Annotated in this window: 18 protein-coding genes; 11 read left to right on the top strand and 7 right to left on the bottom strand. The window is 47.9% G+C overall.

Features of this window, described 5'->3' with window-relative positions:
- The first annotated feature begins 23 nt into the window (after positions 1-23).
- The 7 genes from AB6805_RS24410 to AB6805_RS24440 all read left to right on the top strand — a co-directional run bounded on the left by AB6805_RS24410 (position 24) and on the right by AB6805_RS24440 (position 13,338).
- Complete coding sequence (locus tag AB6805_RS24410) at positions 24-707, top strand: response regulator transcription factor (protein WP_079473001.1); 684 nt, start codon at positions 24-26, stop codon at positions 705-707.
- Complete coding sequence (locus AB6805_RS24415; protein WP_370912072.1) at positions 704-2,014, top strand: sensor histidine kinase; 1,311 nt, start codon at positions 704-706, stop codon at positions 2,012-2,014. Before AB6805_RS24410 ends, AB6805_RS24415 begins: the two co-directional genes overlap by 4 nt.
- 121 nt (positions 2,015-2,135) lie before the next feature.
- Positions 2,136-3,518, top strand: a complete 1,383-nt coding sequence (locus AB6805_RS24420; protein ID WP_370912073.1) for a TolC family protein — start codon at positions 2,136-2,138, stop codon at positions 3,516-3,518.
- 53 nt (positions 3,519-3,571) lie between these two features.
- Positions 3,572-6,844, top strand: coding sequence for an efflux RND transporter permease subunit (locus tag AB6805_RS24425; RefSeq protein WP_370912074.1), 3,273 nt, complete (start codon positions 3,572-3,574; stop codon positions 6,842-6,844).
- 30 nt (positions 6,845-6,874) lie between these two features.
- Positions 6,875-7,996: an efflux RND transporter periplasmic adaptor subunit gene (locus AB6805_RS24430; protein ID WP_370912075.1), complete on the top strand. Its 1,122-nt coding sequence runs from the start codon at positions 6,875-6,877 to the stop codon at positions 7,994-7,996.
- A gap of 344 nt (positions 7,997-8,340) precedes the next feature.
- A complete protein-coding gene (locus AB6805_RS24435) occupies positions 8,341-10,770 on the top strand; it encodes a TonB-dependent siderophore receptor (RefSeq protein WP_370912076.1) in 2,430 nt (809 codons plus the stop codon).
- A gap of 147 nt (positions 10,771-10,917) precedes the next feature.
- Entirely contained in the window at positions 10,918-13,338 is a 2,421-nt protein-coding gene (locus AB6805_RS24440; RefSeq protein ID WP_370912077.1) for a TonB-dependent siderophore receptor, read from the top strand.
- Positions 13,339-13,591: 253 nt separating this feature from the next.
- On the opposite strand, the gene AB6805_RS24445 is transcribed toward AB6805_RS24440, so the two are convergent.
- On the bottom strand, positions 13,592-13,948 hold the full coding sequence (locus tag AB6805_RS24445; RefSeq protein ID WP_370912078.1) for a hypothetical protein: 357 nt from the start codon (positions 13,946-13,948) through the stop codon (positions 13,592-13,594).
- A gap of 132 nt (positions 13,949-14,080) precedes the next feature.
- Here AB6805_RS24445 and AB6805_RS24450 point away from each other — a divergent pair, with 132 nt between their 5' ends.
- Positions 14,081-16,423, top strand: coding sequence for a TonB-dependent siderophore receptor (locus AB6805_RS24450; protein ID WP_370912079.1), 2,343 nt, complete (start codon positions 14,081-14,083; stop codon positions 16,421-16,423).
- Between the two features lie 60 nt (positions 16,424-16,483).
- Here AB6805_RS24450 and AB6805_RS24455 read toward each other — a convergent pair whose 3' ends face one another.
- Together AB6805_RS24455 and AB6805_RS24460 are read right to left on the bottom strand one after the other, a co-directional pair.
- On the bottom strand, positions 16,484-17,314 hold the full coding sequence (locus AB6805_RS24455; RefSeq protein ID WP_370912080.1) for a sugar phosphate isomerase/epimerase family protein: 831 nt from the start codon (positions 17,312-17,314) through the stop codon (positions 16,484-16,486).
- 98 nt (positions 17,315-17,412) lie between these two features.
- Positions 17,413-17,898: a hypothetical protein gene (locus AB6805_RS24460; RefSeq protein ID WP_370912081.1), complete on the bottom strand. Its 486-nt coding sequence runs from the start codon at positions 17,896-17,898 to the stop codon at positions 17,413-17,415.
- Between the two features lie 89 nt (positions 17,899-17,987).
- On the opposite strand from AB6805_RS24460, the gene AB6805_RS24465 reads away from it, so the two are divergent.
- From AB6805_RS24465 to AB6805_RS24475, 3 genes are all read left to right on the top strand, one after another.
- Positions 17,988-18,719 carry a DUF481 domain-containing protein gene (locus tag AB6805_RS24465; protein ID WP_370912082.1) on the top strand — a complete coding sequence of 244 codons (732 nt, stop codon included), beginning with the start codon at positions 17,988-17,990 and terminating at the stop codon, positions 18,717-18,719.
- Between the two features lie 66 nt (positions 18,720-18,785).
- Complete coding sequence (locus AB6805_RS24470) at positions 18,786-19,919, top strand: helix-turn-helix domain-containing protein (protein WP_370912083.1); 1,134 nt, start codon at positions 18,786-18,788, stop codon at positions 19,917-19,919.
- Positions 19,920-19,993: 74 nt separating this feature from the next.
- The gene (locus tag AB6805_RS24475) at positions 19,994-21,163 is read left to right on the top strand and encodes a serine hydrolase domain-containing protein (protein ID WP_370912084.1); all 1,170 of its coding nucleotides are present in this window, start codon (positions 19,994-19,996) and stop codon (positions 21,161-21,163) included.
- 7 nt (positions 21,164-21,170) lie between these two features.
- Here the strand turns inward: AB6805_RS24475 and msrB are convergent, their stop codons facing one another.
- From msrB to AB6805_RS24495, 4 genes are all read right to left on the bottom strand, one after another.
- A complete protein-coding gene (msrB, locus tag AB6805_RS24480; RefSeq protein ID WP_370912085.1) occupies positions 21,171-21,689 on the bottom strand; it encodes a peptide-methionine (R)-S-oxide reductase MsrB in 519 nt (172 codons plus the stop codon).
- 112 nt (positions 21,690-21,801) lie between these two features.
- Positions 21,802-22,185, bottom strand: coding sequence for a DUF302 domain-containing protein (locus tag AB6805_RS24485; RefSeq protein WP_370912086.1), 384 nt, complete (start codon positions 22,183-22,185; stop codon positions 21,802-21,804).
- Positions 22,172-22,735 carry a carboxymuconolactone decarboxylase family protein gene (locus AB6805_RS24490; RefSeq protein ID WP_370912087.1) on the bottom strand — a complete coding sequence of 188 codons (564 nt, stop codon included), beginning with the start codon at positions 22,733-22,735 and terminating at the stop codon, positions 22,172-22,174. The genes AB6805_RS24485 and AB6805_RS24490 overlap by 14 nt, the downstream gene beginning before the upstream one ends.
- Before the next feature lie 80 nt (positions 22,736-22,815).
- The gene (locus tag AB6805_RS24495) at positions 22,816-23,373 is read right to left on the bottom strand and encodes a TetR/AcrR family transcriptional regulator (RefSeq protein WP_370912088.1); all 558 of its coding nucleotides are present in this window, start codon (positions 23,371-23,373) and stop codon (positions 22,816-22,818) included.
- Positions 23,374-23,479 lie beyond the last annotated feature (106 nt).

Raw genomic sequence — 23,479 nt, forward strand, 5'->3', positions numbered from 1 at the left:
ACTTTGCACCCAGGTGTGTTTATATGAAAGTATTGATTGTAGAAGATAACAAGGAACTGGCCAGCGGTATTTCCGATTACCTCAACGGGGAAAAGTATATCAGCGAACTGGCTTATGATGTGGAAACGGCCCGGGAAAAGCTTTCTCTTTTCACTTACGACTGTATCCTGCTGGATATCATGCTGCCTGATGGCAACGGGATGGAATTGCTCAATTTCATCCGGCAGGAGAATATCAGCAGCGGGGTGCTGATCATTTCCGCGAAAGATGCCCTCGACGACAAGGTGAATGGCCTCGAACGGGGTGCGGATGATTATGTGACCAAGCCTTTTCACTTGCCGGAGCTGCATGCCCGCCTGAGGGCTATTTACCGCCGGAAGAAGCTGGATGGCAATAACCTCGTTGTTTTCAATGAAATAGAGCTGAATACCGACACCATGGAAGCCCTGATCAATAACTCCCTCCTGGATGTAACACGCAAGGAATTCGACCTGTTGTTGTATTTTGTGGTCAATAAGAACCGTGTACTGTCACGACAGGCTATCGCCGCTCACCTTTGGGGTGATTATACCGATAACCTGGCTAACTTCGACTTCGTTTACCAGCATGTGAAAAATCTGAGAAAGAAGATCAGCGCCGCAGAAGGAGTAGACTATATAGAAACGGTTTATGGATTAGGGTACAAGTTTAATACATCCAAAACATGAAGCTGCTTAATAAAATAACACTCTGGTTTATAGGGATCGTGTTCCTGGTAACGCCTGTTACTATGGTGATTTCGCGCAATAATATCAAGAGGCACCTCGATGACGCGGAAGTAGCGCGTATGACCGCCGTGAATGACCGGGTGGCCCAGCAGATGATGGCCGGCGAAAAGCCCGACCGCTACACCCATGGCAGGCCTATTGCCATTACCACTGTGGCGGATCCGCTGCCGGAAAAGAAGGTGATTGTAACGAAAGATAATTTTGTAGCAGAAGATCTTGGAAAGAAAGAATGCCGTATCACGGTAGACTCCTGGTATAAAATCGGGGACCAGCAATATAAAATATCGTCCTATAATTATGTGATCAAATCGGAAGAAATATTCCGGGGGATGCTCAGCACCGTAGTATGGAAAATGCTGCTGATGATCTTCGCCGTATCTGTTACCGCAAGGTTGCTTTCCGGTAAGATCTTTTCCCCGCTGCGCCGCACCATGAAGGCGATTCATAGCTTCGACCTGAAACAAAAGAATAAGCTGCAGCTGGCGGAAACCAGCACCACCGAATTCAAAGAGCTGAATGTGTTCCTCACCAAGATGACCGATAAAGCAATGGAAGATTACGCTGCTGTAAAAGAGTTCAGCGAAAATGCTTCGCATGAATTACAAACGCCGCTGGCCGTAATCCGCAGTAAGATAGAACTGTTGTCCGAAACCAACATCGATAGCGTGCAGGCCGCACTGCTGGGGGATATGCAAAATGCCATTGAGAAGCTGTCGCATATTAACCGCTCCCTCATTTTGCTCACCAAGCTGGAAAACCAGGAATTTAAAGTAACGGAGAGCCTCAAGTTTTGCCGCGTGGTGAAAGATGTGATTGCTACTTATGAAGACTGGATCACCATGCGTGAAATTGCCATCACCACTAATCTTGATAAAAACATTCCGCTTAATATCCACCCGGCCCTTGCTGAAATGCTTATCAGCAACCTGCTGAGCAATGCCATCCGGCATAACCGCGATGGCGGACAAATAAAAATGGTACTCACTCACCGTGAGCTAAGCATCAGCAATACCGGCATACCGCCGCAAATCCCTACGTGTGAGCTGTTCCAGCGGTTTAAGAAAAGTAACCAGAGCAACGACAGCATCGGGCTCGGACTGGCCATCGTAAAGCAAATCTGCGAGGTGAATGGCTATGATGTGGATTATAATTACGCCGACGGATGGCATAAAATACAGGTGTGTTTTTACAAAAAACAGACAGTAAATAGTGATGCCTTGCCTGTAGCGGCCGCAGTAGCCGTTTAAGTGTCCATCTCACAAAAAAAAATCCGTATTTCCCTTTTCCTTCAAGTTTACTTCAAAATGATACAGAAATTTTGCAGTTGAATATCCTTCAGGATATTTCAACCGTAAAATCTATTTATTCATGTGGAGTAAGAAATATTTGCTGTTGGCGCTTGTATCCCTGTTTTCAGGCTACCATTTATATGCACAACAGGCATTTACCTTAAAGCAGGCTATCGACACGGCTATTGCCAACTATGGAACGATCCGTGCCAAAGCCAGCTACACCGCAGCTTCCAGGGAACAGGTGTCCCAGGCACGCCGCGATTACCTGCCTAATTTCAATGTGGCAGCACAACAGGACTATGGTACCGTAAACGGCCAGAACGGCCCGCTATACGGCTTCGGAGGCTTAGCAGCGGCTTCCTCCGGCTTACCACTCGATCATCAGAACTGGAACGCCTCCTTCGGCGCATTATACCTTACTAATATCAACTGGGATTTCTTTGCTTTCGGCAGGGCAAAGGAAAAAGTTAAAACAGCATTAGCGGCCGCCGCTCAGAACGATAAAGACTGGCAACAGGAGATTTTTAAGCACAAGATAAAAGTGGCGGCCACTTATTTAAACCTCGTAGCAGCACAGCAATTAACCCGCTCTTACCGGGAAAACCTGGAACGTGCAGATACCATCAGAAGGGTAGTGGTTACCCGCGTGAAAAACGGGCTGATAGCGGGCGTGGACTCCTCCCAGGCCAACGCGGAATACTCCAATGCAAAAATTGCGCTCACCAAAGCAAGGGACTTTGAACAAACACAAAGCAATGAACTGGCACAGCTGCTGGGCATCACGCCGCGGCAATTTATACTGGACACTTCTTATGTAGCGCGCATCCCGGCGCTGCCGCAGCAAACATTTTCCCCGGAAAACCACCCGTTGCTGCAGTGGTATAAAAGCAGGATTGCTGTTAGCGATGAACAGGCAAAGTATGCTAAAACCTTTTATTACCCGGCATTTACGCTGGTTGGCGTATTGCAGACAAGGGGCTCGGGCTTCGGTTATGGTTATGCCACCGATCAAACAGATTTCACGCATAGCTACTGGGATGGGATTAAACCTACCCGTACCAACTACCTGTTGGGCGTAGGCGTTACCTGGAATATTACGCAGCCCTTCCGCATTTCGCGGCAGGTGAGGTCGCAACAGCTCATCAGCCAGGGATTACAGGAAGAATACAACCTGGCGGATCAGCAGATCCGCGCACAGCTGGACCTCTCTGATATAAAAATCAAAAATGCTTTAGATAATTACCTGGAATCGCCCGTACAGGTGAAAGCCGCTTCAGATGCCTATCTCCAGAAATCAGTATTGTATAAAAACGGACTGACCAACCTGGTAGATGTAACACAGGCGCTGTATGCACTCATCAGGGCGGAAACAGATAAGGATATTGCATATAGTAACGTATGGCAGGCGCTATTGCTGAAAGCCGCCGCAGTAGGCGATTTTAGCATCTTTGAAAATTAGCTTTTCGTTAAACGGACGCCATTGATGGCTTTATTTATCAACACTTCATTACCATGAACTTAATCAGTTTCGCATTAAAAAAACCTATTACCATCCTGGTACTAGTTGCCGGCCTGTTCTTCTTCGGGATTAAAGCAGTCAATACGATTAAGATTGACATCTTCCCGAAGCTGGACATGCCGGTAATTTATGTGTCGCATCCTTTTGGGGGATATACTCCCAAACAAATGGAATCCTTCTTTGCTAAACAATACATCAATATATTCCTGTTTGTAAATGGCGTTAAAAGTATAGAAACAAAAAATATCCAGGGGCTTACGCTGATGAAGATCAACTTTTACCCTGGTACCAACATGGCGCAGGCAGCTGCGGAGGTGAGCGCCTTTTCCAACAGGATCCAGGCTATTTTTCCACCTGGTTCCAACCCGCCGTTTATTATCCGTTTCGATGCCTCCACCTTGCCGGTAGGCCAGCTGGTATTGAGCAGTAATAAACGCAGTAATAACGAATTGCTGGATATGGCGAACGTGTATGTGCGTTCTTCCTTTACCTCCATTCCAGGCCTGATAGGTTCCACTCCATTCGGTGGTAATATGCGTACCGTGGTGATCAAGGCCGATCCCGAACTGCTCCGTCAGCATAACATGACACCGGATCAACTGGTGGAAGCCATGCGGCTCAATAACCAGACGGCTCCTTCCGGTAACGTGCGTATCGGGAATAATAATTACATCACACCGGCTAATACCACGATCCGTAATGTAAAAGATTTTGAAAACATTCCCTTATTTAAGGGAGATGTACAAAATCTTTACCTGAGAGATGTAGCTACCGTGGAAGATGGGGCGGACGTTACCGCAGGCTATGCGCTGGTAAACGGCCGTCGCTCGGTATACCTGAGCATCGCCAAAGGCGCCGATGCTTCTACCTGGGAAGTAGTGCAGAACCTGAAAAAATCATTGCCGAAGATGCAGGCGCAGCTGCCGGAAGATGTGAAGCTGAGCTATGAATTTGACCAGTCGACCTACGTGATCAACTCCGTAAAAAGTTTGCTCACGGAAGGTACCATCGGCGCGATCCTTACGGGCTTAATGGTATTGTTATTCCTGGGTGATCCACGTGGGGCAATGATCGTGATCCTCACCATTCCTACCTCCATTATTTCAGCGGTACTTTTCCTGAGCCTGTTCGGGCAAACCATCAATATCATGACGCTGAGCGGATTGGCGCTGGCCATTGGTATCCTGGTAGATGAAAGTACGGTAACCATAGAAAATATACACCAGCACCTGGATATGGGGAAACCCAAAGCGCTGGCTATCTGGGATGCCTGCCAGGAGATTGCATTTCCGAAATTGCTGATCCTGTTTTGTATCCTTGCGGTATTTGCGCCGGCCTTTACCATGGGCGGTATCCCGGGATCACTGTTCCTGCCGCTGGCTTTGGCTATAGGATTCAGTATGATTATCTCTTATTTCCTGGCACAAACATTTGTGCCTATCATGGCTAACTGGGTGATGAAAGTAAAGCATCATAAGAAAGCAGATGGCGGTGAGATGACAGATGCAGAAGAATTTGCGGCTGCTGGCCTTTCCGGTGAAAAAGATACCTGGGAGCAAAAGAAAGTACTGGTAGAGCGTGGCGACTTTAACGGCAATGGTAAGCTTAGTCGCTTCGAGCGCCTGAGAAACCGTTACCTGCGCTTTATTAAAAGGATGATGCCTTATCGCAAACCTATAGTGATTGGCTACCTGGTGGTGGTTTGTGGTATTGTGGTATTGCTGCTTGCCAACATTGGCCGAGATGTACTGCCAAAGGTAAATGGCAGCCAGTTCCAGGTGAGGATGAGAGTGCCGGATGGTACCCGTATTGAACGCACGGAGCAGCAAACCATCAAATTATTGGATGGTATTAACCAGATTGTGGGTAAGGAAAATGTGTCCATTACTTCTGCCTACATCGGCATGCACCCGCAGTTGTTTTCCACGGCGCCTATCTTCCTGTGGATGGCGGGCCCGCATGAAGCCGTATTGCAGGTGTCGCTCAGTGAACATTATCATACTAACCTGGATGAGTTAAAGGATAAGATCAGGGAGAAGGCAAAGGTGATTGATCCAACGATAAAACTTTCTTTTGAGCCGATAGAATTAACGGATAAGATCCTTAGCCAGGGTTCGCCAACGCCGGTGGAAGTGCGGTTTGCGGGCCGCGACCGGAAACTGAGCGAGCAATATGCGCAGAAGCTGATCACTGAATTGAATAAGCTGCCATATCTCCGCGATGTACAGTTAGGACAGTCCATTAAATACCCTGCTATCAATGTAAACATCGACCGTATCCGGGCTGCACAGCTGGGAGTGGATATGAACGATATATCCCGTTCCCTGGTGGCTTCTACTTCTTCTTCCAGGTTAACGGAAAAGAATATATGGGTAGATGAAAAAGCTGGTTTGAGTTATAACGTACAGGTGCAGGTGCCGGAAAGTAAGATGAACAGCAAAGAACAGATCGGTGAAATTCCGTTGCTGAGGAATAATTCCCGTCCGTTGCTGAGTGATGTGGCTACTATGTCGGTAGATACCACTTACGGTGAGGTAGATAACCTCGGCGCCATGCCCACACTAACGGTAACGGCTAACCTGAATAATACCGACCTGGGTACGGCAGCAGTGGATGTAAAGAAAGCGATTGCCGGACTGGGTACGCTGCCGCGCGGACTGAATGTAGACCTGATCGGGTTAAGCAATACGCTCACGGACACGCTGGATAGTTTGCAGAGTGGTTTGCTGGTGGCGATTGTAGTGATTTTCCTGATGCTGGCGGCCAACTTCCAGTCATTCAAAGTATCCGCCGTTGTATTGGCTACCGTGCCGGCAGTGTTGCTGGGATCCTTGGTGTTGCTGATGCTATGCCGTTCTACGCTGAACCTGCAATCCTACATGGGTATGATCATGTCGGTGGGAGTATCTATTTCCAACGCTGTATTGCTGATCACGAATGCAGAGCAGTTGCGGAAGCATAACGGCGATGCGCTGTTATCTGCTACAGAAGCGGCGGCATTGCGTTTACGGCCTATCTTAATGACAGCCCTCGCGATGGTGGTAGGTATGATTCCTATGGCCAGCGGTTTGGGTGAAGCCGGCGATCAGTCGTCCCCATTGGGAAGGGCGGTAGTAGGCGGATTGATAGCTTCCACCTTTGCAGCACTGTTTATTTTGCCCCTGGCGTTTGCATGGGGACAGGGTAAAGCAGGTACACAAAGCGTATCACTGCATCCAAGAGATGAAGAAAGTATTCACTATATCCCATCAGACGAAAAAGCCTGACCATTATCTAATTCTAATAAAATATAATTTATGAACAGCGGTTTCCGTATTACATTTCCTTTATTGTCAGCGATGGTGATCATCGCAGGACTGTACAGTTGCAGTACCTCCGGCGCCAAAGAGGGAAAAGACACATCCGCCATTGCAGCAGCGCCCACTGTTGAAGTTTTCTCCCTGACACAGGGCAGCTTATCTTCTTCTATACAAATTCCCGGAGAGCTGATTGCTTTCCAGCAGGTAGATCTTTATGCCAAAGTGAGCAGTTTTATCAAAAAGATGAGTGTGGATGTGGGTAGTGAAGTATCTGCCGGTCAACTGCTGGCTACCATGGAAGCCCCGGAAATCAATTCGCAGCTCTCCGGCGCCGAATCCAGGTTAAAGTCGCAGGAAGCGATCTATTTGTCCAGCAAAGCCACCTACGACCGCCTGCTGGAAACCAGCAAAACCCCGGGTACCGTGTCACAGAATGACCTGGACCTGGCTTTTGCCCGGCAGAAATCCGACCTGGCCCAGCTAGACGCTGCCAAAGCCGCGCACCGTGAAGTAGGGGATAACCGCAACTACCTCGAGATCCGCGCGCCTTTCAGCGGGGTGATCACTGCGCGTAACGTAAGCGCCGGCGCCTATGTAGGACCTTCCGGAAAAGGTTCTGAAATGCCCATCTTCACCTTACAGGAACAAAAGAAACTCAGGTTAGTAGTAAGTGTGCCGGAAGCCTATACCAGTTACCTCACCAACCAGAGCGAAGTGGCTTTTAAAGTACGATCCCTGAACAACAAGGAATTTAAAGGAAAAGTGATCCGCCTCGCCGGTGCGCTGGACCGCAAACTCCGTTCCCAGCATATTGAAATTGACGTAGCCAATAATGATAAGACGTTATTGCCCGGTATGGTGGCAGAAGTAGCCATTCCGCTCACCGGTAATGCCAACAATTTCCTGGTGCCTTCCTCTGCCGTCCTCAATTCCACCACCGGTGTATACGTGGTGAAAATACAGGACAAAAAGACGAAATGGGTACCGGTAACTACGGGTCGCAGTGAAAACGGTAAAACCGAAGTGTTTGGAGAGCTGAACGCCGGCGATACACTGGTGGCTACCGCCACAGAAGAAGTACGGAACGATGCACCCGCCCCTAATGTAAAAGTTAAGTAGATAGATAGTGGATGAAAGAGAAAAGTCATTCCCGCAAGGGGGTGGCTTTTTGCGTATTTTGTCTTGAGCGCTGATTACGCTGATTATACTGATTTGCCTGATTTTTACTTTTTTGATTTTAAAAGATTCTGGGAGATAGAAGCGAAAATATCCGCTTGTATCTCCCAGAATCTTTTAAAATCAAAAAGTGATCAAATCAGCGTAATCAGTGTAATAAGTTTAATCCTGAGAAAGACAACCTCCGCTGCATTTTTCCCGATTGCGTAAATCAAATTCCGTATTCGTCTGCCTCTACATATCGTACACCCCGAACTTTGCGGCTGCAAATTTTACGGAACCAGACAATGGAGAAAGCTATGATAAGGGAATTTTTAAAGAGAACAGCATGGTGTTTACTGTTCCTGACAACAATTGTATCCGGCACTTTATCCGCCGAGGAAATAGACAACGGCGGCAGTATAAAGGGACTCATCACCACATCAGACAACAAGCCGGCGCCGGGAGTGGTAGTAGTTTTGAAAGGCACTAAGAAAGCAACCCTCACAGACGATAACGGTACTTATTTACTCCGCAATATCACCCCCGGAAATTATACTATCCAGGTATCACTCACAGGATATGAAACCAGCAGTCAGCAGGTAACTGTTGAAAAAGATAAAGCCATTACGGTGGATCTTCAGCTGAATATTTCCGAGAAGAACCTGAATGAAGTAGAGGTGACTGCCTCCCGGAACAAGTATACCAAAAGAAGCAGCGAATATGTGGCAAAACTGCCCTTAAAGAATATTGAAAATCCGCAGGTATACAGCGTTATTTCCAGCGAGTTGATCAAAGACCAGGTGGTGACCCGTTATGAGGATGCGCTGAACAATGCACCTGGTATCAGCAAATTATGGTCCTCCACCGGTCGTGATGGCGATGGCGCCGGTTATTACTCGCTTCGTGGCTTCGCGGTGCAGCCTACGTTGGTAAACGGCCTGCCCGGCTTAACCAATGGTGGCCTGGATGTGGCCAACGTAGAGAGGATTGAAGTAGTGAAAGGCCCGTCAGGTACGTTGTACGGCAGCTCCGTAATTTCCTACGGCGGTTTGATCAACACCGTTACTAAAAAACCTTATGACCACTTCGGCGGGGAAATCAGCTATACCGGCGGCAGCTATGGCCTCAACCGCCTTACCGCAGACATCAATACCCCGCTGGATAAAGATAATAAAGTGCTGTTGCGCGTTACCGGCGCTTATCACGATGAAAACAGTTTCCAGGATGCGGGCTTCGTGAAGAAACGTTTCATCGCGCCGTCGCTTACCTACCGTGCGAGCGACCGCCTCACACTGATGCTGAATACCGAATTCCTTTCTTCAGAAAGTACCAACCCTACCATGCTGTTCCTCGACCGTGGTACAGCCTTGTTCGCAAAGAACCTGCAGGAGCTGGGCTACGATAACAAACGCTCTTATACCAGCAATAACCTCAGCATTAAAACGCCTACCTCCAGTGTGCAGGCACAGGCGATCTATAAATTATCCGATACCTGGACCTCGCAAACCATTGTGTCAAGGGGAACCGCCAAATCAGACGGATATTATTCCTACCTGTATGAAGGCTCTGCAGCTATGCCGGGCTTCCCTAATATTTCGCCTACTTTTGCCAGGTATATCAGCTACCAGAACGGTAGCACCAATACCACTGATATCCAGCAGAACTTTACGGGCGATTTTAAGATCGGGCAGTTCCGTAACAGACTCGTGGCGGGCCTGGATTATTTCAGCCGTAAAACACAGGGCAATAGTACCGGATATGTGATGAATGGACTGATAGATATGGCAGGTAACGACAACGGTATTCTTTCAAGGCAGCACACCGACTCACTGTTGAACGCTACCTCAGTGGATAATTCTAACCTTACACAGGAAACATACAGCGCTTATGTGTCGGATGTATTCAACATTCTGCCCAGCTTATCGGTAATGGCCAGTTTGCGGGTAGACCATTTTAAAAATGGGGGTCTTACTGCCGGCGCCAATGAGAAGTATGAACAAACCGCCCTGTCGCCTAAGTTCGGCATTGTGTACCAGCCTATCCTGAATACATTGTCTGTTTTCGCCAACTATATGAACGGTTTCACCAACAGCGGGCCAAAGCAACTTGGTGATAACACCTGGAAGTCCTTCAATCCTGAACAGGCCAATCAAATGGAAGGCGGTGTGAAGGTAAATCTGTTGGGCGGTATGATCACCGGTTCTGTGAGCTACTACGATATCAAAGTGAAAGACGTGATCATGCAAACAGGCGGCGGCACCAACCTTAACTATATACAAGGTGGTGAAAGAACCAGTCGCGGCGTGGAAGCAGAAATCGTGGCGAACCCCGTAGCAGGTTTGAACATCACCGGGGGCTACAGCTACAACGACAGCAAATTCACGAAAACACTGGACAAGGAATACGAAGGCAGACGTCCCGAAGAGGCCGGCCCTAAAAACCTGGCGAACCTCTGGGTTACCTACAAATTCCAGGATGGTCCGGTGAAAGGCTTTGGTATTGGTTTCGGCGGCAACTATGCCAGCGAAAACATGATCCTGAACAGGCTTACCACTGGCGTATTCGCGCTGCCATCCTACACTGTGTTGAATGGCTCCCTGTTTTATAACACCAATAAATTTAATGTAGCCTTCAAACTCGATAACATCGGTAATAAAGAATACTACAAAGGCTGGAGCACTATTGAGCCTCAAATGCCAAGACGTTTTTCCGGAAACGTAACGTTTAAGTTCTAAAGCCAATTCTAAATAAGAAAAGGAGAGGGTGTCCAAAGGGCATCCTCTTTTTTGCGTGGTTACCAGCAAAATTTTCCCGATTGCGTAAACTTTTCCCTTTTCGTCGCCGGACCTTTGCGGAAGTTTTAATCAACCAGTTTAATGTAGATGAACAGATTTCTATTATTTATAGGTACCCTTTTGTGTTCAGCAGCAGCATACGCGCAGAACGGCGCCATCCATGGTACGGTAACCACCAGCGACGGCCATCCGGCTATTAATGTTACCATCAGCGTAGAACGCACCAAATTGGGTAGCATCAGCAACGAAAAAGGTGAATATGCCATCAAAAATATTAAACCGGGTAACTGGACGCTGCGCATTACGTCTGTTGGCTCCGCTACCCAGTTAAAAGAGGTGACTGTAGCCGCCGGGCAAACGCAGCAACTGAACTTCACCCTCAACGAAAGCGCTGCCCAACTGAGCGAAGTAACGGTTTCGTCACGCAACATGAACCGGGAAAGCAGGGCAGTGGCTAAGATGCCGCTCAAAAACCTGGAGAATCCCCAGGTATATAATGCTGTTTCCACCGAGATCATGAAGCAACAAGGCATTACTACCTACGATGATGTAATGCGCAATGTTCCGGGGATCTTCCAAACGTGGCAGTCGACCGGCAGGGCCGGCGACGGCGCTTCCTATTTCGCCCTCCGTGGTTTCGATGCACAGCCGTCCCTGATCAACGGCCTCCCTGGTCTTACCAGCGGCAACCTTGATCCCGCGGATGTGGAAGAAGTGCAGGTGATGAAAGGCCCTTCCGGCACGCTTTTCGGCGGTAGTTTTTATAGTTACGGCGGTATGATCAACACCATCACCAAAAAACCTTACTATGGCTTCGGTGGTGAAGTGGGCTACAGCATCGGCAGCTTCGGCCTCAACCGGGTTACGGCTGATGTAAACACCCTTCTCAGCAAAAAGCAAAAGATCGCCATGCGACTCAATGCGGCTTATACTTCCGAAAACTCTTTCCAAAACGCAGGCTTCCGGAAAAGCTTCTTTATTGCGCCTTCTTTCTCCTACGAAGTAAATGATCGCCTCTCGTTCCAGGTGATGGCCGAAATACTCCAGGAAAAAAGGGCTGTACCACCGGTGTTCTTTCACTCCGATCGTGCTGCTCCACTCGATTTCAAAAATATCGACGAGCTTAACCTCAACGTGAAGGAATCATTCACCAGCAACGAACTTACTATTAAAAATCCCCGGATAAACTTCCAGGCGCAAATGCTGTACAAGCTTTCCGGCAATTGGACTTCCCAGACCGTTGTTTCCGGCGGCAGGGTACAATCCGACGGTGTGTATACCTATATGTGGGACCAGGACCCGGGAGATAAATGGTTTGGCCAGGATTTTCACATTGAAGATCAAACCACCAAAACCATCGATATACAACAAAACTTCAACGGCGATTTCAAGATTGGCGGACTGCGTAACCGCCTGCTGATCGGGGTCGATTACTTCCGCCGCAACGTGGTGGATAAAGGGTCGGGCTGGGCAACCGGCAGGAACGTAAGTCCGCAGGGCGACGTCACCGACTATAGGGACCCCTCTAACGAAGAAGTACATCCTGCAGTACCTCTTACAAAAGATGCGGTATATGCACTCCTCGCCGGCACAGCAGGCAGCAACACCAATGTTACCAACAGCTCCTACAGCGCTTATGTATCCGATGTGCTGAATATTACACCTGCCTTCACCGCTATGGTAAGCCTCAGAGCCGATTACTTTGATTCAAAAGGTGATAAAAATGCCGCTGATGATGATGGCTACCGTCAATTTGCATTGTCGCCCAAGTTTGGATTGGTATACCAGGTGGTACCTGATAAAGTATCCGTTTTCGGTAGCTATATGAATGCATTCATAAACGTATCTCCATCTTCTGTTTACAATGCAAACGGAGATTATGAGCGTACGCAGTCGTTCAAACCGGAACACGCTGACCAGGTGGAGTTTGGTGTAAAAACAGACATCTTTGCAGATAAATTGTACGCTACCTTATCAGTGTATGATATTAAAGTAGGCAACAAAGTGATCCCCGACAGTCAGAACCCGATGAATGCTACCCAGGGTGGTAAATTCGGCAGCAGGGGATTTGAAATAGATTTGAATGCTCACCCGGTACAACAACTGAACATCATTGCCGGCTACAGCTACAATCATACAAAAGTACTGGAAGGGAATAAGGATGATTTTTACAGTGAGCCAGGCAGAGCGCCAGGCGGACAAGGACCACAGCATCTTGCCAACCTCTGGGCCACTTACCGGTTTGCCAGCGGAACGCTGAAAAACCTGGGTATCGGCGCCGGCGGCAACTATGCCAGCCGGTACAAAGTGATAGACAACAGCAAAACAGGCGTGTTCTATTTACCAAGCTATGCGCTGCTGAACGCCGGCGTATTTTACAATGCAAAACATTTCAGGGTATCCTTCAACGTGAATAACCTCACCAACACCGTTTACTACACCGGCTACTGGTCTGTAAACCCTCAAAAACCGCGGAACTTCGTGGGCAGTGTTGCATTCAAATTTTAGCGCGAGCGGAGATTGTCGTGAAGGTTGTCTGAAGCACTGATTACGCTGATTTTACTGATTTACTTTTTTTGATTTTTATAGGATTAAAAAGATAATGGGAGATGAAAGCAAAGTTTGCCTTCTGTCTCCCATTATTTTTTAATAAAATCAGAAAAGTAAAATCAAAAAAGAAAATCAAAAAGTAAAATCAAAAAAAGTAAATCAGCAAAATCAGCGTAATCAGTGCTTCAGACAACCTCCGCGACAATCTCCGCTACAATCCCCGCTCCGTGGTATCGGCCGGCGGCGCCTTATCTTCGGCTTCTACGAGCCATTGGGTGAATTTGTATTTGGGGAGTATTTCGCTCAGCTTTTTCTTCAGCCACTTGGAAACTATTTCAAAAACAATAAAGCCGATCACGATGGAGATGGTCCATTCCATGGTGTTGTAGGTGTGTTTGTCTACCACCGTTTTGTGGGCGGTGAGGCCCCATAAGTTCCGGATGCTGCGGGTGGTGAAATAATGGGATACCAGGCGGGTAGAAGCCATTCCGATCACAAATCCTAAAAAGTTGCCCACGTAATTATTGTAAACGTATTCCAGGAATTTTCTGAGAAGCTTAATTTTCATGTAAGGGATCTTTGCCTGCAAGCTAATATCAAAATGCCAGTTATATTTTCTTTTGTGATAAATATTTTTCCGGAATGTTAAAATGATGCAGTTGCCGCCGGGGTATCTTTGCGAAAATTTTCGCATCCAACCATGAAGAAATTACTATACTGCCTGATCTTATTACTGCCATTGTACGCATTCTCCAATACAGAAACTGATTTCGGGACTATTAAAGGAATAATAACTACCAGCGATAACCAAACTGCGGCATCGGTAACCGTGGTGATAAAAGGAACATCGAAGAGCGCTATTACAGGACCAGATGGTACTTTCACCATTCACCGTGTACCGGCGGGCGCCTGGCAGTTGGAAATTTCGCTGATCGGATACCAGACCCTTACACAAAACGTAACCGTGGAAAAGGGCCGTACAACAGACGTATCGCTGCGGCTGGAATTGTCTGATACGCAGCTGCGGGAAATTGTTGTTAATACGAACCGTAACAGGTTTGTTGATAAGAATACAGACCAGGTAGCGCGGCTGCCGCTGAAGAACCTGGAAAATCCGCAGGTATATCAAACGGTAGGCAAAGCCCTGATGCAGGAGCAACTGATCACGGAGCGCACAGACATTTACCGGAATATTCCCGGCGCAGTACCTAATTTCGCCGTAGGCGGTTCCCAGGGCATGACTATACGCGGTTTTTCCAATGCCACGGGTATGCGGAACGGGATGGTGACCAGTGCGATTGTGCCTTTGAACCCGGCTATCCTGGAAAGCGTAGAAGTAATCAAAGGACCTTCCGGTACCTTATTTGGCAGTAACCGGAACATCACCTTCGGCGGACTTTATAATTACGTCACCAAAAAACCATACGATCATTTCGGCGGAAACGTGAGCTTTACCGGCGGCAGCTTCGAGTTTGCGCGCTTTACCGCTGATATCAACACCCCGCTGAACGACGAGCACACTATGCTGTTCAGGCTCAATGCTGCCGGTCAAACGGAAGGCTCTTTCCAGGACCAGGGATATGCTAAAAATTATACGATTGCGCCGAGTTTCTCTTACCAGGTGAATGACCGGTTGAAGTTCCTGGTAGATGTGGACGTCACCAGGGGTAACTTCGCTACCGGCACTTATGCGGTAAACGATTTCAAAAATGTGACGGCCAGAAGTTTTAAAGATCTTAAAATTGGGTATAAGCGGTCGTATATCAATAACGGCGCGGATATCAGCAATGGGATCAATAATATACAGGGCAGGATAGAATACAAAATATCAAACGCCTGGACTTCCCAAACCAATTACCTGTTTTCTGAAGGCTTCTATAAACATTTTTACTGGACCAACATGACCCTGCTTACCGATTCTACTATGGCGCGTAGCGTCAGGAATCAAAAGCCGGAGACTTTTGGTAACATCCAGCTGCAACAGAATTTCGTAGGTGATTTCAAAATTGCATCGTTGAGAAACCGGCTGGTGATTGGTATCGACTATAACTATAATTATAATAGCCTGAACCGCGTTACTGTTAACTACGATGTTGTTAATATCAATCAGCCGGTGAAAGAACTGAATGCTGATTTGATTGATGACTTGTCCTACCAGAAAGGATTTTCAGCTACCCGCACCAAATCCAACAGTTACAGCGTGTATGCTTCTGATGTGCTCAACATCACCCCGGCGCTGATGGCTATGCTGAGCCTGCGTGTGGACCGGTTTACCACCAGCGGCACTTACACCGTTGCCACGGGTAAATATGCCGGTGACTATAACCAGACTTCCTTGTCGCCCAAGCTCGGGATCGTATACCAGGTAGTAAAAGACAAAGTATCATTGTTTGCCAACTATATGAACGGTTTCGTAAACCTGGCGCCACTTGTGCAGCCGGATAATACTATCCTGAACCTGAAGCCCCAGAAAGGCGACCAGTGGGAAGGTGGTGTAAAGGTGGAGCTGCTGGACAACAAATTAAGCGGTTCCGCCAGTTATTATAACATTGACGTAACCAATGTTACGAGGACGGAGATCGTGGACGGTAAAACTTTTATGTTCCAGGATGGTACGCAACGCAGCAAGGGATATGAGCTGGAACTGGCGGCCAACCCGGTAACAGGACTGAACATTGTTGCTGGTTATGCCCATAACGAGAACAGGTACACGAAAGCGTCACCTGCTTTGCAGAATAAGCTGATCGCGGGCAGCCCTAAAGAGGTAGCCAACATCTGGGTAAGTTATCATATGCCTTCTGGAAAGATGAAGGGACTGGGCTTTGGCGCCGGCGGGAATTATGTCAGTGACTCCTGGTTTGAATCCAGCAACACTTTCCTTTTGCCGGGATATACCCTGCTGAGTGCTTCTGTATTTTATGATCAACCGAAATACCGGCTGGCACTGAAAGGCAATAATCTCTTAAATGAAAAATACTGGGATACCAATGGTATCGCGCAAAAGCCGGTGAACATCCTGGCGAGCGTAACTTTGAAGTTCTAAAAAAAAAGCAGGTTGCCGGAAGAGATGCTTCCGGCAACCTGCATCAATAAATGTACCTGATCAGCTGTTAACTGTGCTGATCACGCCCCTGAAAAACCCGGCCGATTCGGCAATGCCCGGCAACGGATCACTCATATCTTTTTCAAACTCCAGGCTGCATACGCCCGCGTAATTGATTTTCTCCAGTGCCGTTACCAGTTTTTTGAAATCAATGGCGCCGCGGCCCAGTTCGATGGCTTTGCCATCTTTGACTGCTGCTGAAATATCTTTGATATGCAGATCGAAGATCCTGTTTTTATAGGCCAGGATGGCTTTGGACGGTTCTTCTCCGGCGCGGGCGGCATGACCTATATCCAGGCAGAGGCCCAGACGGGCATCCCTGTTTTTAATAAGGTCGTAGGCGTTTTTAGGGCCGGGATAGAGCTTGTCTTCCGGACCGTGATTGTGTACCGCCAGACGGATATTATATTCTTTGATCTTTTTTTCGGTATAGTCCAGCAGTTCCGGGTTGGGTACGCCTACAATCAACGGAACGCCTACACGTTTAGCGTAATCGAATGCTTCATCTACTGCTTTTTCTGTTTTCATGTAAATAACGCCTACGGCATATACGTTAATACCAGCCGCAGAAAATTTACCCAGTACTTCCTTTATTTTTTCCGGAGAACTGTTTAAGGGAAGATGAATATCTTTTACAGAGATATTTTTGATATTCACCCGGTTCATCATGGCGATGGCCTGGTCGAGGTCAAATTTGGCAAAGGTGTAACCCGCCATCCCGATGGGCAGCAACGCCGGGCCGGCAGCCGTGGCGGCAACGGTGAAGGGCGCCATCGTAGTGGCTGCCATGCCGAGCGCTGTCTGAAGCAGGAAGTTTCTTCTTGATGACATATTGTAGATTGTTTACGTGGTTTTAGCAAAATGTAGCACCCCTGGAAAATGTGCTCCCGCGGTACCATGGGCTAAGATCTCTAAAAAACTTTGTTTTTTTATTGTTTTTTCTGGAGGTGCCTGGTGATTCCCCAAACAAAATGACCAACAAAAATTAACTGTGTTGCTAAAAAAAGCAGGATCAGCCAACGGTAAATAAGTTCAGCCGTTTGTATGTAGTGTATTGTCTGCCCGATCGAAGCATTGGAATCGTTCTGCCCGGCATTTTTATACAAATTATCATAGTGGTTAATAATTATGGCAACAGACAATAACAGCAGTAAGGTTAACAGTATATGCGTCCATGTTAGTGCCCGGTTTGGGAGGAAGCGCGTTAAACCGGCATATAGCCCGGCGGCGACTATAAAGCAAAAGGAAATCAGCCAGTAAATAAGGTAGGTGGATATAATCAGCATGGTATCGTGCACGTGGATGTCCGTCATTTGATGGCGGATAAAAAAGGAATAGATGATCAGCACAATGGCGGTTAACAGGAACAACAGGTAAGGGCGTTGTTGAAGAGATAGTATCAATCTTTTCATCATGGCAATATTAATATTATAAATATACGGATTCCCGGCATATGTTCAGGCACGTTAATTGCGGCGCCCGAAGCGCACCTAAGCACCTGTTCATGAAGAGATTAGTTTTACTATGGATGGCATTGTTTTACGGTTTAAGCTCCAGCGCCCAGTTCAGCGACTCGGTGCATTACTATGTTAAATACGCTTCCACGGGATCGGTGAATATGACCAACGATGGTAATTCGTACCTGCTCAATAATAACGTAGGCTTTAAGATCAGTAAAAAGAGAATGACCCTGAATATGGGCGCCAGTTATGTATATGGAAAGCAGGACCACGACATTACCAATAATGATGTTTCTACCGCGCTGGATTTTAATATTTACCGGGGAGAAAAGAAAGTGTATTTCTGGGGACTGGCCAACTACGATAAAAGTTATTCCTTAAAAATAAACGATCGCTTCCAGGGCGGCGGCGGTGTAGCTTACGACGTTATTAAGCGTAAGAACGCCACGCTCAACCTGAGCGATGGACTTTTGTTTGAAAACAGCGACCTTATTTTGCACGATACGATCCCTGATGTGTATCATACCTTCCGGAATTCCTTCCGGGTATACTATAAATGGGTGATCAAGGATGTTATTGTGCTGGAAGGCTCCAATTTTTTGCAAAACTCCTTGTCCCACGGCAACGACTATATCATCAAATGCAATAATGCCCTTTCCGTGAAACTCCGTTCCTGGCTGGCCATCACGGCGGCCATGACCTATAATAAGCTAAACCGTACTGACCGCGAAAACCTGCTGATGAATTATGGTCTCACTATAGAGAAATACTTCTAGCGGGGTTGGTTAAACAGTTCCTGGCAGGAAGCATATTTTATCTTATTTTGGTAGGGAATTGGTACTATGGAGCGTTTATTCCAAACGGTTATCTTACTGGGGGTAGTCCAGGGGTTTATTGCAAGCGGACTACTGTTTTTCTCCACCAGGAAACGGGTGGCGAACCGCTTTTTAGCGGGATTGATCTTCCTGCTCAGTATGGCCAGTTTTTGTTTGTGCGGTTCCTACTATCACTGGTTCGACGTTCCGCTGCTCAATTTGCTGTCGCAGTTACTGCCGCTCATTGTGATAATGCCTGTGGGGCCGCTGATGTATTTCTACATACAATCCTTTTGTGATCCGGAATTTACGCTCACACGGCAACGGCGGAGGCATTTCTGGCCGGTGGTCATCGACCTCGGAGCGCCCGTTGCAGCTATCGTGTTTGTGGCAGGCGTGTTAACGGGTGTATTAAAGAATAACCCGCAGCCGTGGGGCATCTTTATAGATACTTACAATGTATATTCAGATATTCCACGATGGATATCGCTGGCCATTTATACGGGGTTGTCTTTTAAATTCCTGGCAGTATATAAAAGCAATCGACCGGCTGACGCCGGCCTGCGCTGGTTGCAGCAGCTCACCTGGCTGTTTGCCGGCTTCCTCACTATCTGGCTGGTATACCTGGTGCCGTATATCATTCCCCGTTATACCGACGTGATACTCGATAAATTTGACTGGTATCCTATTTATGTACCTGTTACCATCCTGATTTACTGGTTGGGTATTAAGGGATATATTATTTCTTACCAGGAACTGGTAACGGCTAAGAAAGCCGAAACAATATTGCCGGAATCGACTACCACGCCTGCAGTATTGTTGCTGAAAAAAGCAATGGAAGAAGACCAGTTATTTCTGAATGCGGCCCTTACGCTGCAAATGGTGGCCAAACATACCGGGTTACCGCCAAAAACTATTTCGGCGGTATTGAACCAGCATCTTTATAAAAATTTTAATGAGTATGTAAACGGCTACCGTATTAACCTGTTCAAAGAAAAATTGTTACAGGAGGATGCTGACCAATTAACTTTCGCCGGCATTGCATATGATTGCGGTTTTTCTTCACCTGCTACTTTCCAGCGGGTGTTTAAGCAATTCACGGGCATGTCGCCCTCCGAATTCCGGAAAAGTGCTCCTGAGGCACAAAAAACGGTGCTTTAATTTGTCTCAAATCCGGATATGAGTAGGTGATAAGGCTGTAAACAGGGAGCTTTGCCATCAAAAAAATAACCCGGATGGAATCTCGCTCAACTTTTTCGTTCTACGCATTTTTGATGATCGTTTTTTTATTATTGGGTTGCCGCGCTACCCGGCCGGCACAAAACGTTGCATCGGTCACCTCCCGTGATACGGTGTGGAGTGCTGCAGCAATATCCCGTTTTGAAAAGAAACTGGAACACCTCCGGGAAAAATACCATATCCCTGGTTTGTCGGTGGGCGTGGTAAATGAACAAAAGCTGATCTGGAAAAAAGGCTTTGGCTACGCCGACCTGGAGCAACAAACGGCGCCCGATGAAAATACCGTTTACCAGGTGGCTTCTGTTACCAAAACGTTTGGTTCCATTATTCTCATGCAGCAGGTACAGGCCGGGAAGGTAAGCCTGGATGACCCTATCGGCAAATACGGGATCAACCTGGGCGCCCGCTGGGGTAGTGATCCACGGATCAAACTAAAGCACCTGCTTACCCATACCGCGATGGGCAATATGTTTAACAGCTATAAGCCTGGTTATGTGTTCCGCTATAACGGCAATTGGTATAATCAACTGGGGAAGGTAATTGCGCAATCATCGGGGCATAGCTTTGGCGAGTTGCTGATGGAGCAGATCATTACGCCGTTGTCGCTGAAAAATACAGTGCCAAGTACGGACGACAGTCTGAACTTCGCGTTAACCGGTTATGATAAAGCGGCATTCATGCAGCGGGTGGCCAGGCCGTATGACTGGAAGCACCAGCAGTGGCAGCCTGTTACTTTTTCATATGGCTTTGGCCCGGCGGCCGGTATAATGAGCAATGTGGCCGACCTGGCGGTTTATTCCACCGCTATTGATAGGAAAATGTTCCTGGCAGACACTACGTGGGAGAAAGTGTTCACGCCTTATGTTACCCCCAAAGGTAAAACCATCCAGTACGGACTGGGATGGTATGTAAAGTATTACAAAGGCGTAAAAGTGGTGTGGCATACCGGCTGGTGGACCGGCTATTCAGCCCTGTTTGTGAAGATTCCGGAGAGGGACCTGACATTTATTGTGCTGGCCAATTCCCAGGATCTGAGCCGGCCTTTTTATCACATTGTGAAACCTTTGCCGGGGATTGGGATGTTTAATCCTTTCCGGCGCAATCTGAACAAAACACTGCGGGCTTCCGCATTTGGGGAAGCTTTCCTGGATCAGTTCCTGGAGTGAATCCGGGTTAATGTGCGCCCGGATCGGGCTCAAAGTCCAGTGATACGGAGTTCATGCAAAACCGTTTGTGCGTAGGAGGGGGGCCGTCATCAAAGATATGCCCGAGGTGCGAGCCGCAACGTTCGCAGATCACTTCCGTCCTTTGCATGCCAAAGGAATTATCTTCCTTATAGATCACGCTGTTGGCCTTGAGTGGTTCAAAAAAACTGGGCCAGCCGCAGGTGCTGGCAAATTTGGCGTCTGATCTGAACAAAGGATTGCCGCAAACCGCACAATAGTAACTGCCTTTCACCTCGGAATCCCAGTATTTGCCCGTAAATGCCCGTTCAGTGGCATTTTCCCTGGCCACGGCGTAGAGGTCGGACGGCAGTATTTTTTTCCATTCTGCATTGGTAATATGCAGTTTCCGTGTATCCGTTCTGGAGTAGTAAGGATTTTTCACTGGCGCTTGTTTATTGTCGCTGTTCTGGCTATGGCAGGCAATCTGTGTAGCCAGGATCAGTGTTAAAAGAAATATTATTCTCATCTCGCTAAAAAATACTGGTGAATAATACAGTAACCCAAAATTACCGCTTTAAATCCGTAATAAAGACGGCTATCCTGTTAGTCGGATAAGCCGCCTTTTCCTTACAGGATCTTTAAAATAACTGTGCCAATACCTTTTCCATTGCTGTTTGCAGCCGGGTGCGGAGCGATTCCAGTCCGCGGTAGCCCCGGAGGTGCAGTGCAGGGTCAAAGTAGCTCACTGCGGTGGTGTTTTCGCCGGTTTCCCGCAGCACCAGTTTAAGGGGCGCCTCTATCACTGCTTCAGGGTCATTTTCGAGCAACGACTGCATATATACCGGGTGGAAAAACAACAGCTGGCGGACCGGCCCGGTGGTGATGCCATGACTGGCCAGAATGGCCTGCGGGTTAATTTCGTGCAGCAGCAGGAAGCCGCTGCTGGTAATGGCTTCCCTGGCGTTCAGTAATAATCCGTTAAAAGGTTTGTGGACGGTAACGGTGATGTTATTCGTTTTCATGAACAGCGGGTTTTAAAGGCGTTACCACTTCGGGCCAGTCGACTTCTGTGCCGGCTACTACGTTGAGATAGTTGGTGAAGATATTTCTTACCACGTTGGCAATGATTTCCAGGATGGCGCCATCGTTGTAACCGGCAGCGCGGAGTGTGCTGACATTGGCTTCCGACAGGCTTTGCGGGGCGGCGAGCAGCTGCCGGGTGAACTGCATGGCCGCATCCGTTTTTTCGTCGACCGCTTTCATTTCCCGTGCATCGCGGATATCTGCGGCTGTTAAGCCGGTACGGGCGCCGAGGTAGCTGTGGGCCGACAGGCAATAGCTGCAGCCGTTATATTCCGCGGCGGCGAGGGCAATCCTTTCCGCCATGGCGTTGCCAATACTTCCTTTGCGGAGTGCGTTGCTGAATTGTACATAGGCTTCGAGTACGGCGGGCGATTGGGCCATTACACCGTACATGTTGGGAACGCGGCCCAGTGAGCGGGCTACCTGTTCCAGTACCGGCTTTGCCTCCGTTGCGGCCGTTGCTGCTGATAATACAGGAATTGTATTCATGAAACATTCTATTTAGTTATAGACAAATTTGTCTATAACCGGGTATGAAAATAGCCCTGATCCCAGGGCGATGATAAATGTTATGGCTGGCCAATGAGCAACCGGACGGTCTTCTTCGCCGTTTTCACCGGCCAAAGATCCCGGTATACTTTACTTTCCACAATAGCCCCTTCAAACAGAAGATAGACCGTATCTGCCTGTGCGGCTGTTTGTCCCGGTACAGCAATTAACAACTGATGCAGGTACTTCCGTAGTTTGCGCTTGTGTTCCAGCACCTGTAGCTGCATCTCCGGCTGGCTGTCGCCGGTTTCCGCCAGCATATTTATAAAGCGGCAGCCTTTAAAACCCTGTTGCGGCAGCTGCTGCTCCAGGAAATCGAATACGGCGAGGAGCCTTTCTACCGGCGCCTTTTTTTTCTCCACCATGGCAGTAATGCCCGCAAACCAGGCCGTTCTGGCTTCTTTCAGGTAGGCCAGTCCGAGTTCTTCTTTGGAGCCAAAATGACTGTACAGGCTGGCCTTGGCTACACCGGCTTCTTCCAGTACCTGGTTGATGCCGGTGGCGTTATATCCCTGTTCGTAAAACAACCGCGCTGCGGTGGCCAGTATTTTTTCTTTCGGATTGCCTGGTCGTGCCATAATGATGCGAAGTTAGTAATTCTTCTTAATAATAGACAAATTTGTCTATTATACATTTTCCCGGTTTTTTTTCGGGAGATAATTATCTTAGAGGATATCTTCATGC

This window comes from Chitinophaga sp. RCC_12 (genome assembly GCF_041360695.1).
GTDB lineage: Bacteria > Bacteroidota > Bacteroidia > Chitinophagales > Chitinophagaceae > Chitinophaga.

What these genes read in the sequence shown, in the direction of transcription:
- AB6805_RS24440 (WP_370912077.1), top strand. Translation starts at nt 10,918, where the DNA reads ATGAACAGATTTCTATTATTTATAGGTACCCTTTTGTGTTCAGCAGCA.
- AB6805_RS24420 (WP_370912073.1), top strand. Translation starts at nt 2,136, where the DNA reads ATGTGGAGTAAGAAATATTTGCTGTTGGCGCTTGTATCCCTGTTTTCA.
- AB6805_RS24465 (WP_370912082.1), top strand. Translation starts at nt 17,988, where the DNA reads ATGAAGAGATTAGTTTTACTATGGATGGCATTGTTTTACGGTTTAAGC.
- AB6805_RS24435 (WP_370912076.1), top strand. Translation starts at nt 8,341, where the DNA reads ATGGAGAAAGCTATGATAAGGGAATTTTTAAAGAGAACAGCATGGTGT.
- msrB (WP_370912085.1), bottom strand. Translation starts at nt 21,689, where the DNA reads ATGAGAATAATATTTCTTTTAACACTGATCCTGGCTACACAGATTGCC.
- AB6805_RS24425 (WP_370912074.1), top strand. Translation starts at nt 3,572, where the DNA reads ATGAACTTAATCAGTTTCGCATTAAAAAAACCTATTACCATCCTGGTA.
- AB6805_RS24430 (WP_370912075.1), top strand. Translation starts at nt 6,875, where the DNA reads ATGAACAGCGGTTTCCGTATTACATTTCCTTTATTGTCAGCGATGGTG.
- AB6805_RS24490 (WP_370912087.1), bottom strand. Translation starts at nt 22,735, where the DNA reads ATGAATACAATTCCTGTATTATCAGCAGCAACGGCCGCAACGGAGGCA.
- AB6805_RS24450 (WP_370912079.1), top strand. Translation starts at nt 14,081, where the DNA reads ATGAAGAAATTACTATACTGCCTGATCTTATTACTGCCATTGTACGCA.
- AB6805_RS24485 (WP_370912086.1), bottom strand. Translation starts at nt 22,185, where the DNA reads ATGAAAACGAATAACATCACCGTTACCGTCCACAAACCTTTTAACGGA.
- AB6805_RS24445 (WP_370912078.1), bottom strand. Translation starts at nt 13,948, where the DNA reads ATGAAAATTAAGCTTCTCAGAAAATTCCTGGAATACGTTTACAATAAT.
- AB6805_RS24455 (WP_370912080.1), bottom strand. Translation starts at nt 17,314, where the DNA reads ATGTCATCAAGAAGAAACTTCCTGCTTCAGACAGCGCTCGGCATGGCA.
- AB6805_RS24415 (WP_370912072.1), top strand. Translation starts at nt 704, where the DNA reads ATGAAGCTGCTTAATAAAATAACACTCTGGTTTATAGGGATCGTGTTC.
- AB6805_RS24470 (WP_370912083.1), top strand. Translation starts at nt 18,786, where the DNA reads ATGGAGCGTTTATTCCAAACGGTTATCTTACTGGGGGTAGTCCAGGGG.
- AB6805_RS24495 (WP_370912088.1), bottom strand. Translation starts at nt 23,373, where the DNA reads ATGGCACGACCAGGCAATCCGAAAGAAAAAATACTGGCCACCGCAGCG.
- AB6805_RS24460 (WP_370912081.1), bottom strand. Translation starts at nt 17,898, where the DNA reads ATGATGAAAAGATTGATACTATCTCTTCAACAACGCCCTTACCTGTTG.
- AB6805_RS24475 (WP_370912084.1), top strand. Translation starts at nt 19,994, where the DNA reads ATGGAATCTCGCTCAACTTTTTCGTTCTACGCATTTTTGATGATCGTT.
- AB6805_RS24410 (WP_079473001.1), top strand. Translation starts at nt 24, where the DNA reads ATGAAAGTATTGATTGTAGAAGATAACAAGGAACTGGCCAGCGGTATT.